The sequence below is a fragment of the Allobosea sp. 05T422_2 genome (assembly GCF_056396265.1).
The window spans coordinates 1-11,164 of the sequence record NZ_JBFTLD010000231.1; the positions used below are offsets into that span (position 1 = coordinate 1).

Here is an 11,164-nt window from a genome sequence, read left to right on the forward strand (position 1 = left end):
CTTCATCACGGTGCTCGGCTTCAACCTTCTGGCGGACGGCCTGACCGATGCCTTCAACCCACGGGCGAAGCGCTGAGATGTCGAGCCTCGCCACCCCAAAGCCAGTCGCCGCCATTTCGATCGACGATAGCAGCGTGCTGACGCCGCCTGTCCATGACCTCGTCCGCGTCGAGAACCTGCGGATTCAGTTTCCACCCTGGAATGCGCCCGTTCGCATCATTGAGGATGTCAGCTTTCAGGTCCGCGCCGGCGAGACGATGGGCATCGTCGGAGAATCCGGCAGCGGCAAGACCCTGTCGAGTCTCGCGATTCTGAACCTTCTGCCGCCTCCCGCACGGATCACCGGCGGCCGCATCATGTTCGATGGCGAGAACCTCGCCGCGAAGTCGCAGGGCGAGATGCAGAAACTGCGCGGGCGCAGGCTCGCCATGGTCTTCCAAAACCCCGGCTATTCCCTGAACCCGCTGATGACGGTCGGCGCGCAGCTCGGCGAGATCCTGAAGGTTCACGAGAAGATGCCGCGCAGCGTTGCTCTGCAGCGGGTGGAGGAGTTGTTTCGCCTCGTCGGCATCACCGACCCCGGCTCGCGCCTGTCGCAGTATCCGCATGAGATGAGCGGCGGCATGAAGCAGCGTGTCTGCATCGCCCGTGCTCTGCTCTGCAACCCGGCGCTCGTGCTCGCGGATGAGCCGACGACGGCGCTCGACGTCACGATCCAGGCCCAGATCCTCGATCTCTTCGAAGACCTGAAGGCGCGGTTCGGCATGTCGATGATCTTCGTCACGCACGACATGGGCGTCGTGGCTCGCATCGCCGATCGGATCACCGTCATGTATGCGGGCCAGGTCTGCGAGACGGGCGACAAGCACGCCATCTTCGCACGGCCCTCGCACCCCTACACGCAGGCCCTTCTGGCAAGCACGCCGCGCATCGACCGGCGCTACGCAGTCGATGGTGAGGGGCGTCGCGAGCGCTTGCCCACGGTCGGGCGCGCCGTCGCGCCCGGACAATCACTCGGTGGCGGTTGCCGCTTCGCCGGGCGCTGTCCCGAAGCCGCGCCGGAATGCTCCCGGCTGGTGCCCCAGGCCGCAGCGATCGAGCCAGGCCGTGTCGTTCATTGCCTGAAGCGCGGCAGCGCCGGAGTGGCCAGCCATGATTGAGCCGACCCCGAATGTCCGCCCACGCAGCGTGCCACAGCCCCTGCTGACCGTTGACGGGCTGGTGAAGAGCTACCCGTTGCGCCGCCGCGGGCTCTTCCGCCAGAAGGTCACCGGGGAAATCCGCGCGGTCAACGACATCAGCTTCAGCGTGGCGGCCGGGGAGACGCTGAGCATCGTCGGCGAAAGCGGCTGCGGCAAGACGACGGCGGCCCGCGCGATCCTGCACCTCGTCGAACCGACTGCCGGTGCGATCCGCCTCGGCGACACGGATATCCGGGCGACGTTCACTCAGGATCGGCGGCCGGACGTGCTCGCGCTGCGCCGTCAGATGCAATACGTCTTCCAGGATCCCTATCTTTCACTCAATCCGCGCTGGAGCGTCAGGCAGATCCTGACCGAGCCGCTGCGCGTCCATGGTMATGCCCCGAAGGAGGACTGGGACGCGACGGTGGAAGGTCTGCTGGAGCGGGTCGGGCTGCCGCCGGACTATGCCGATCGCTATCCCCACGAATTCTCCGGCGGGCAGCGCCAGCGCATTGGGATCGCGCGCGCTCTGGCGGTCGAGCCGCGACTGCTGATCTGCGACGAGCCCGTCTCCTCGCTCGACGTCTCGGTGCGGGCGCAGGTCCTGAATCTGCTGGCGGACCTGCAGGAAGACCTGGGACTCTCCTATCTCTACATCTCGCACGACCTGAGTTCCGTGCGCTTTCTGAGCAACCGCATTGCGGTGATGTATCTCGGCAATCTCGTCGAGATCGGTGAGGTCGACGAGATTTTCGCACGGCCGCGCCATCACTACACCGCTGCCCTGATCTCGGCGATTCCCGTGCCTGATCCCTCAAACCAGGCACAGCGCCAGGCGATCCAGGGCGAAGTCCCCAGTGTTGTCCGGCGACCGTCCGGCTGTGTCTTTCACACCCGCTGCCCCGCCGCACTGCCTGTCTGTTCCCAACAGATTCCGCCGCTGTCCGCACCGGACGGCACCCACGCCTTCGCTTGCCACAACCCGCGCTGAGAGCGGGGAGAGACCATAGGAAACGCCATGATGAATGTTATCGTCGTCGGAGCCGGAATTGTCGGCAGCTCCATCGCCTACCGCGTCGCCCAGGGCGGTGCGAAGGTCACGGTCCTCGAAGCCTCTCGCGTCRGCGCCGGAACATCCGGAGTGAGCTTCGCCTGGACGAATGCGAACAACAAGACGCCGCGCCCCTATCACGACCTGAACGTCGCAGGCATGCGCGCGCATGCCGCGTTGAAGGATGAGTTCGGCTCGACACCCTGGTTCCATCAGAGCGGTAGCCTGGAGTGGCGCGTCGATCCGGCGGAGATCGCCGCTCAGGCGAAGAAGGTCGAGCGGCTGCGCGAGTGGGGCTATGCGGCGGAGTTTATCGACAAGAAGCGGCTGCAGGCGCTTGAGCCGGAGCTGGCAATCGGCGCAGTTTCGGACAAGGCTCAGATCGTATTCTGCCCTGAAGAAGGGTGGGTGGACCCTGTCCAGTACGCCGGAGCCATGCTGCGCGCTGCCCGTCAGCGCTATGGAGCGGCGCTGAAGACCGGCGTGAAGGTGACCGGGGTAGAGACCCGCAATGGTCGTGTCGTCGGCGCTCGGGATGATACGGGCGCTGTCCACGCAGCCGACCTCGTCATCAACTGCACCGGGCGCTGGTCCAACGATACGGTGAGCGAGACGGCGCCGAATGTCCCGCTCGCTCCGACCGTGGGCTTCCTCGTCTTCACGCCTCCGGTCGGTGTCGATCTGCGCCGGCCCTTCCATGCGCCCGACGTCGATGTCCGTCCGGACGGGGCAGGCCGCATGATGATCCGCAAGGACTCGCTCGACGACCGTTTCGCCGAATTGGAAAGCCGTCTGCCGGATTGCGAGGAGGCGAAGATCGCGCTCGCAAGCGCAACCGAGCTTCTGCCCGGCTTGGCAGGCGTCGAGGCCGAAGCGGTGCGCACGACCGTCAGACCGATCCCCGCCGATGGGCTCTCCACCGTCGGACCGGCCCGCGGCGTCGACGGCTACTACGTCGTCGTGACCCACAGCGGCGTGACGCTGTCTCCCTTCCTCGGCCAGGCCGTCGCCGACGAGGTCCTGCGGGGCAGGGAGCGTCCGGAACTGGCGCAGTTTCGTCCTTCGCGCTTCCAGGCCTGAGTGCCGGACGCTCTCGGCCTGTTCATTTCGCACCACCAAGAAACAAGGGGAAAATCGATGTCCAGGAAATCGACGCGACGCGATGTGCTGAAATGGTCCGGAGCCGGAGCGGCCGCGCTCGCGGCCGGTGGGATACCGGAGGGGGCGCTGGCCAAGCCGCCCTTCTTCAAGCTCTACCTGATGATCTTCAACAACCTCCAGTCGCGCATGATCTGGACGGACCTGATCGGAAAGCAGTTCGCCCGCCTCGGCATCGATATCGTGTCGAGCTACCAGCCGCCTTCGGTCGTGATCGCGCGGCGCGCCAATGACAGCGGCAAGACGCATGTCGATGGCGGCTGGGACATGTATTCCGAGCGGATTTACTACAGTGGGCTGGTGCCGCTGCCCGAGACGCTCTTCCACAGCAAGAATTTTCCGCCGAACGGGCAGAATTACTATCGCATCGCCGACAAGCAGATCGACGAGGCGATCGAGAAATACTCGCGCTCCGTCACGCCGGCCGACCGCAAGGCGGCGATCACCGCCTTCATGAAGCGCTGGTACGAGATCGAGCCGCTCCATGTCGTCTTCTATCCGGAAGAGGTGATCATCACGAATCCGAAGCTGAAGGGCATGGAATCGACGACCTACAACCCGGTCTTCTATCCGCGCCCCGAGAACTGGACGATCGAGGGCGCCACTGGCGACGTCACGGCCACTTTCGCGTCCTGGCAGCCGCCGAGCCAGCTCATCCCGATGTATGGCAGCGGCTACAACGAGGCCAATATCTTCGGCCCCGTCTACAACGCGCTGTTCGAATACGACAGCTGGGCGAACAAGAAGCTCGTCCCGGCGCTGGCGGAGTCAGTGAAGACCTCCGACGACGGCAGGACCTGGGTATTCACCCTTCGCAAGGGCGTGAAATGGCATAGCGGCGAGGAGTTCACTGCCGAAGATGTCAAGTTCACCTGGGATACGGTGATCGACAAGACCTATGCCAGCRTCTTCCAGTCGCCCCTCGAGACCGTCCTGGGCAGCAAGGATGCCTACAAGGTAAGCGGCACCCACGAGATCACCGTGACCTTGCGGGAGCCGAACGTGATGTTTCGCGATTTCGTCCTGCCCGTCATCGCGATCATGCCGAAACACGCCTATCAGGGCCTCAAGCCCGAGGAGCTGCGTGGCCATGTCATCAGCACCTGGCTCGGCACCTTCCCGGTCAAGACCTCCGACGGCAAGACCTTCRAGGCCAAAGGCGGTATCGGCACGGGGCCCTGGATTCCGCAGGGTTTCGATCCGGCCCGCAAGGCTTACAAATACATCAAGAACGATAGCTACTGGAAGAAGACCGAAGGCAATGTGAAAACMTTCTACGTGGTCAATATCCAGGGCGCYGACGCTGTTCTGAGCGCGATCAAGGCCGGCTCCATCGATGCGCATGATCCGATGTACGACGTCGGCGGGCTGCTCGAGACGATCGATCCGTCATGGGGCACCGTCAATCGCTTCGATTCCTATAAGTGGATGCAGACCTGCTTGAACATGAACCACCCGGTCTTCGGAACGGGCGTGGAAACCCCGCTCGGCAAGCAGGATCCCAGCCGTGCGGCGGAAGCTGCGGCCTATGTCCGCAAGGCCATGAGCCACATGATCCCGCGCGAGCAGATCATCAAGAACGTTGTTGCCGGTTTCGGCAAGCCCGGCACGGTGCCAATTCCCTTCACCTCCGAAGATTATGACCACGATCTGCTCAAGCCGATCGCCTACGACATGAACCTGGCCAAGCAATATATGGAAAAGGCCGGCTACAAATACTGAATTCAATGCCGTCGTCAGCGCCGGGCTCGTCGGCCCGGCGCTCCAGAAGCCTCTAGTACTCCCAAGGAAACAAACGATGCGTGTCGCAATACTCGGTGCGGGCTCGATAGCCTATGGCAATGCTGCGCTGCTCGCCTCCCTCGGCCATGAGCCTGTGCTGTGGTCGCCCTCAGGCAAAACCGGGCAAAGCATCGTCGCGGGCAAGCCACTAGCGGCGACTGGCTCGCTCGACGGTTCGTTCAAGGTCACGATGGCGACCAACGCGGGTGATGCGATCGCCGGCGCTGACGCCGTCCTGCTGGCCTTGCCGGCCAATGGCCATCGCATGGCGATGGATGCCGCCGCTCCCCACCTTGCCAGCGGTCAGATTGTCATCATCAGCTCGCACACCTCGTTCAGCGGCCTCTATATCGCCAAAAAGATCGCGGAGCGCGGGCTCGATATCCCTGTCGTTGTCTGGGGAACCACTGTGACGGCAGGGCGCCGCACCGGGGACGCGAGCGTGAACGTCTCGACGATCCGTTCCAAGGTCGATATCGCGACCATCCCTGCCTCGGCTGGCGCACGCGGGCTGCAAGTCTGTCAGGAACTGTTCGGCGACCGCTTCGTCGAGCGCTCCGACGCACTGGCGATTTCTCTCTCCAACCTCAATCCGCAAAACCATCTCGGCATCGCACTATGCAATTTCACGCGCATGGAGCACGGCGAAACCTGGGGCCAGAACGAAAACAATACCGACTCTGTCGGCCGCCTGCTCGAAGCGCTCGATGCTGAACGCCTCGCGATCGCCGAGGCGGCCGGCTACAAGGTGCGCACCATTCGAKAGCACTATAACCTCTCCTTCCATGTCGAGCCCGGACCGGTCGGCGAGATGGCCCGCCAGCTTGCCGCACGCGGCAATGGCGGCAACGGCCCCGACAGCATCGACACGCGCTATGTGCTGGAGGATGCGCCCTTCGGCCTGCATCCGACCGTGCTGCTCGGCAAATTGACCGATCGGCCCGCCACGCTGCACCAGGCTGGCATCGACGTCTTCTCGGCACTTTATGGCCGCGATTTCGCGAGCGAGAACGACCTGCTCGACGATATCGGGCTCGAGACCATGTCGCTGGCCGAACTCAAGACGCTGGTTCGTGACGGCTGGTCCGCGTCGCAGGCGAAGTAGTTCCGGCGCCATCCCAATCGCCCCTTATTCGATCGGAAATACGGTTATGCCTGAGATCATCGTTGTCGGTGCCGGCGTCCTGGGGACGTCGGTGGCCTATCGTCTTGCGCTCGCGGGCGCGAAGGTCACCGTGCTGGAGGCCACGCGCGTCGGCGGTGGCACCTCCGGCATCAGCTTCGCCTGGACGAATTCCAGCAATAAGGCGCCGCGCCCCTATCACGATCTGAATGTCGCGGGCATGCGGGCGCATGCGGCGCTGAAGGACGAGTTCGGTGCGACGCCGTGGTGGCATGCCGGCGGCCGTGTCGAATGGCGCGACGAGGAGGGGCGAGACGAACACCGCGCCAAGGTGGCTCGCCTCCAGGAATGGGATTATGGCGTCGAATGGATCGATCGCCAGCAGCTGCTTGAACTCGAGCCCGATATCGATCCTGCCGCGGTGGGCGATGCCCCGGTCGCCTGGTATCCGGAGGACGGATGGCTCGATCCTGTCGTCTACTCCCATGCGATGATGACCGCTGCACGCCGCAAGGGCGCGCAGTTGCATACCCAAACGAAGGTTACCGGGCTGCTTGTGCAGGGCGGCAAGGTCAAGGGTGTGCACACCGAGGCGGGGGACACCCTGATGGCCGATCTCGTGGTCAACTGCACCGGGCGCTGGTCGAACGACACGATTGCCGGAACGGCCCCGAATGTGCCGCTGGCGCCGACTGTCGGCTTTCTGGTCTTCACGCCCCCGGTTCCCGCATCGATCCAGCGTGTCGTGGCCACACCTGTTTGCGATTTTAGGCCGGATGGCGCCGGCAGGCTTATGGTGCACTGGGGGCCGGCCGATGCCTTGGTTACCCCCGAAATCACGAACCGTCCTGGCCTCGACCAGGCGGCGGATCTCGTCGCGCGCCTGACACGGATCCTGCCCGGAATCGCGCCGGTGAAACCGGAAGCGAGCCGCGTCACCCAGCGTCCGATTCCCAAGGACGGCCTCTCCGCCATGGGCCCCGTACCGAACCTCGAAGGCTACTATGTGATGGTCACCCATAGCGGCGCGACGCTTTCGCCTGCGCTCGGGGCGATGGCGGCAGACGAGATAATGAGCGGCAAACCGCGCCCCGAACTCGCCCAGTTCCGGCCGGCCCGGTTCTTTCGCTAGTGGATGGAATCTAACGCTTGGTGCCCACGCCTGACGGCAGCGATGATTTTGTCGGGGTCAGCGGTCCAGGAGAAGGGCTTGGGATCGGCGTTGGTCTCGGCCAGGAAGCGATTGATGGCGGCCTGGAGGTCGACGATCGAGCGGAAGACGCCGCGCTTCAGCCGTCGTCGGGTGAGCTTGGCGAAGAAGCCCTCGACCGCATTGAGCCAGGAGCATGAGGTCGGCGTGAAGTGGAAGACGAACCTTTCGTGCCGGTTGAGCCATGCGCGGACCTTCGGGTGCTTATGGGCGGCGTAGTTGTCGAGGATCACGTGGACGCTCTTGCCGGCCGGCACCTCGGCCTCGATGGCGTTGAGGAAGCGGATGAACTCCTGGTGGCGATGGCGCTGCATGTTGCGGCCGATGACGGTGCCGTCGAGGACGTTCAACGCGGCGAACAGGGTCGTGGTGCCGTGGCGCTTGTAGTCGTGGGTCATGGTGCCGAGCCGGCCCTTCTTCAGCGGCAGGCCCGGCTGCGTGCGGTCGAGCGCCTGGATCTGGCTCTTCTCGTCGACGGACAGCACGATGGCGTGGGCTGGCGGATCGACGTAGAGGCCGACCACGTCGCGCAGCTTCGGCACGAAGTTCGGATCGTTGGACAACTTGAACTGCCGACAGCGATGCGGCTGCAGCCCGTGCGCCTTCCAGATGCGCCGCACCGCGCTGGCGCTGATGCCGGCCGCCTTGGCCATCATATCCGCCGTCCAGTGCGTCGCCTCGACCGGCGGGTCGGTCAGCGTCAGAGCCACCACGCGCTCCGCCACCGCGGGTCCGAGCGGCTTGACCCGGGAGGGCCGGGTCTTATCGCGCAAGAGCCCACCCGTTCCTGCCAACGCCAGACGCAGGTCTTCGATTTGCCGGTCCGGCGCATGATCTCGTTGGTGCCGATGCCGTCCGCGCTCAGCAGCACGATCAGCGCCCGCCACGCATGCTTCTGGGCGGCGTTGCGGTCCTTGGCCACCGCCTCAAGGCGGTGGCGATCAGACGGCGTGATGGTGATCGAAACCCCGGTGCGCATGCGCCAGACTCGCATACGCGCCGACCGAGGGGAATCCCAAGCAGGACTCTTCCGTCAGGCAGAGACCACTAGGTTCGGACCGATCGCAAAATTGACGCGATCAAAACCCGTCGCTAACCGAGCCAAGTGACCAGTTCCTGACGCAACGTGTGGTAGGAACGACACCCATTGAGTATCGTGCTCCCTTAGAGGAGAGACCCTCCCCATCTCGACCCGCCAGAATGGCGGGTTCTTTTTGAGCGGTGCGATCAAACCCAAGGGGAGGGGAGAGGCCATCATTCCAGCATTGGGAATCGAAATCGATTTTCTTCGAAATCCCAAGAAGGATGACAACGATGGCATACGGCCTCTCGCTCTCGATCGTCGCCCGGAATAACGGCAAGCGCCGCATCCGCTCCATGGCGCTGACCAATGAGTGCACCGATCAGCGCCACGCCGTCTACGACGCGCTGAGCGCCAAACACCCCGAAGTGCGCAACCTTCTCAACCTGGTCGAGCATGACGGCGAAGGTGGCGGTGTCGAGATTCCGTTCGAGTGCTTCACGAACCTCGACCTCGCAGACGCGATCCAAATGGCGAACGGCGTCCAGGTCAGCCAGAGCACCTTCCTTCATCTGACCGAGGCGCTGGCCGACATCAAGTCGATCGAGAACAGCGCCGTGACTGAGCGGATGCTCTTCCTCGAGATCTGCTGACGCATCCCATCCAGCACCATCCCAACACCTCACGGAATTGGAGCGAGAATGATTTCGCGCATCGGGATAGCAGCGCTCGGCCTTATGGCGCATGGGCTCGCAGCCGCACCGCCAACAGCAGCAGCCGAGCGTGTCGCTGCGGTTGCCCCAGACGACGGATCAACCCGGGCGTCGAAACGCCGCCTCGCCAAGGCCGAAGCCAAGGCGAAGCAAAAGGGGCCCACTAAGCAGGCAATGCTTCCATACGGGATCCCCGAAACATCCCGGGCCATGCGCCGCAGCCTCGGCATCACACAAAACCGGCGATAGCCGCAGCAATCCAGCCGCGCGCTTCGCACAAGCCCATCCTTCCGTTTTTCAGCAAGTCCATATCGGAGAACCCCAGATGCAGAGCGTCCAGAAGATCGTTTCAGCCCACATCAGTTGACGGAACCAAGCGAATCAAATTGCCGTATTGCTCTGAAAATCGTGATTAAGTGGACGGGCAGATGAGGCGTGCAGTTCTTGGTTTAGGCATGGCCGCTGTGCTCCTAATTCCGGCACAAGCTAGCGAACGTGACCCATTTTCTCGTGGAACGCCGTGGAAGAACCATCCGATACTGAGCTTTGCCGGGACACCGCTTTCAATTCACAATTCAGAAGGCGATGCCAAGCCCGCCGGTAAGGTACGAGACTGGCTGAGTTCGTATGATAGATCAAAGAATGACTGCCACGTCACGGATACCGTTCCGGGCAAGCAAATGTGGATTGTTTGCGTCAGGCGCGGTCTTTATGGATCGCCACCCCATAAGCTTGTCTTTGTCTATCAGGCGAGCGTAATTGGCGCTGGCTACGTTTTGATCAATTTTGCAACGACAGATGGAACTCCGTTACTCGGACGGGACCTCCTCGACCATTTCCGGGACGAGATTGGAGAGTAAACGCTGACGTCCGTTCTGGAGCAGCCCAATGCGAGGTCGATCAATCCGATCTCGCACTTCGATCAACATCGAAATTTGGGCGAACCCAAGAGGGTTGAAACCCCAGAAAATGGACGTTCGCCATGATAGGCCAGACCGCGTTCGACCCGAAAGCCTTCGGCAAGCCCAATCCGGCCTGGACCAAAAAGCGGACCAAGGTCGACAGAGACCTCGAGCGTCTGGCGGATCACATCTGCACCAGGACGCCGCCCCACAGCTATCGAACCGAAATAGACCTCTACGAGATGATCGTGCGCCGCAATCAGTACGCCATCGCGAACTGGGACCACGGATATAAGGTCCTCACCGAGCGCGTGCACAAACGCCTCATCGAGCGGGACGGCAGCCTCTGGGCTACCAGCAAATAGGGAAGGGCGGCTCGCCTCACGGCAKCCGCCCTTTTTCATGCGCGATCTGCGAAACCCCTTAGAGTTCGATATCCGCGTAATCGACGTCGGTGCGATCCCGAAGGTTCGCAATCATGACCTCCGTGTCGATCGAAGCGAAGTCGACCAACTCCTTCATGCTCGGAATCACATACTCCGCATCGACCTCCTCCAAGAGCATATTCCCGTTGCCGATCTCGTCATGAAGACGCTCCGGAAACGTCCAATCCGGAAAGCCATAAATCGACCGGCACGACGGCACCTTTGAGGGATTATGCCCCGACCATTCCGCGATATCCAATCGCGAGAAACCCTCGAACCAGCGCATGRCATCGACAATCTCACGATAAACATTATGCGCTCCGTACCGAATGGTATCGAGCTCGAGGAAATCGAAGTTCGCCACGCGAACCATCGCCGTGTCGAGGTCAATCTTTCCCCGCGCAAACCGATCATGGGTTTGCTCGACAAAATCCAGACGTCGCTCGATCGACGGCCAGACAAGAACGCGCATCCGCTCGCGATCGATCACGGGGTCGACATGAATCTTCAACGACGCGTAGAACCTCTTGGCGCCCTTGTGATCCCGCAGATACCGATCAAAATCCTTCGCGGGAAAATCAACGCCGTTGAAGAT

Annotated in this window: 9 protein-coding genes and 1 pseudogene; 8 read left to right on the plus strand and 2 right to left on the minus strand. The window is 62.8% G+C overall.

Going from position 1 to position 11,164, the window contains the following annotated elements; all coding sequences use genetic code 11:
• Positions 1–77: 77 nt before the first annotated feature.
• From AC1DJT_RS28215 to AC1DJT_RS28240, 6 genes are all read left to right on the plus strand, one after another.
• The gene (locus tag AC1DJT_RS28215) at positions 78–1,160 is read left to right on the plus strand and encodes an ABC transporter ATP-binding protein (RefSeq protein WP_476769560.1); all 1,083 of its coding nucleotides are present in this window, start codon (positions 78–80) and stop codon (positions 1,158–1,160) included.
• On the plus strand, positions 1,153–2,175 hold the full coding sequence (locus tag AC1DJT_RS28220) for an ABC transporter ATP-binding protein (protein WP_476835328.1): 1,023 nt from the start codon (positions 1,153–1,155) through the stop codon (positions 2,173–2,175). Before AC1DJT_RS28215 ends, AC1DJT_RS28220 begins: the two co-directional genes overlap by 8 nt.
• Positions 2,176–2,202: 27 nt before the next feature.
• Positions 2,203–3,315 (plus strand): NAD(P)/FAD-dependent oxidoreductase, encoded by a 1,113-nt coding sequence (locus tag AC1DJT_RS28225; RefSeq protein ID WP_476835329.1) that lies wholly within the window; start codon positions 2,203–2,205, stop codon positions 3,313–3,315.
• Between the two features lie 57 nt (positions 3,316–3,372).
• The gene (locus tag AC1DJT_RS28230) at positions 3,373–5,115 is read left to right on the plus strand and encodes an ABC transporter substrate-binding protein (RefSeq protein WP_476835330.1); all 1,743 of its coding nucleotides are present in this window, start codon (positions 3,373–3,375) and stop codon (positions 5,113–5,115) included.
• Between the two features lie 76 nt (positions 5,116–5,191).
• On the plus strand, positions 5,192–6,280 hold the full coding sequence (locus AC1DJT_RS28235; RefSeq protein WP_476835331.1) for an NAD/NADP octopine/nopaline dehydrogenase family protein: 1,089 nt from the start codon (positions 5,192–5,194) through the stop codon (positions 6,278–6,280).
• Between the two features lie 46 nt (positions 6,281–6,326).
• On the plus strand, positions 6,327–7,430 hold the full coding sequence (locus tag AC1DJT_RS28240) for an NAD(P)/FAD-dependent oxidoreductase (RefSeq protein WP_441508807.1): 1,104 nt from the start codon (positions 6,327–6,329) through the stop codon (positions 7,428–7,430).
• Here the strand turns inward: AC1DJT_RS28240 and AC1DJT_RS28245 are convergent.
• Positions 7,427–8,487, minus strand: a pseudogene (locus AC1DJT_RS28245) (IS630 family transposase). The gene AC1DJT_RS28240 and the pseudogene AC1DJT_RS28245 sit on opposite strands and share 4 nt — an antisense overlap.
• A 335-nt stretch (positions 8,488–8,822) precedes the next feature.
• Here AC1DJT_RS28245 and AC1DJT_RS28250 point away from each other — a divergent pair.
• Positions 8,823–9,182 (plus strand): hypothetical protein, encoded by a 360-nt coding sequence (locus AC1DJT_RS28250; RefSeq protein WP_476770881.1) that lies wholly within the window; start codon positions 8,823–8,825, stop codon positions 9,180–9,182.
• Between the two features lie 1,042 nt (positions 9,183–10,224).
• Entirely contained in the window at positions 10,225–10,509 is a 285-nt protein-coding gene (locus AC1DJT_RS28255) for a hypothetical protein (protein WP_476770882.1), read from the plus strand.
• Positions 10,510–10,567: 58 nt separating this feature from the next.
• Here the strand turns inward: AC1DJT_RS28255 and AC1DJT_RS28260 are convergent.
• On the minus strand, positions 10,568–11,164 hold a 597-nt coding region (locus tag AC1DJT_RS28260; RefSeq protein ID WP_476835332.1), incomplete at its 5' end, for a hypothetical protein.

What these genes read in the sequence shown, in the direction of transcription:
- AC1DJT_RS28240 (WP_441508807.1), top strand. Translation starts at nt 6,327, where the DNA reads ATGCCTGAGATCATCGTTGTCGGTGCCGGCGTCCTGGGGACGTCGGTG.
- AC1DJT_RS28215 (WP_476769560.1), top strand. Translation starts at nt 78, where the DNA reads ATGTCGAGCCTCGCCACCCCAAAGCCAGTCGCCGCCATTTCGATCGAC.
- AC1DJT_RS28250 (WP_476770881.1), top strand. Translation starts at nt 8,823, where the DNA reads ATGGCATACGGCCTCTCGCTCTCGATCGTCGCCCGGAATAACGGCAAG.
- AC1DJT_RS28255 (WP_476770882.1), top strand. Translation starts at nt 10,225, where the DNA reads ATGATAGGCCAGACCGCGTTCGACCCGAAAGCCTTCGGCAAGCCCAAT.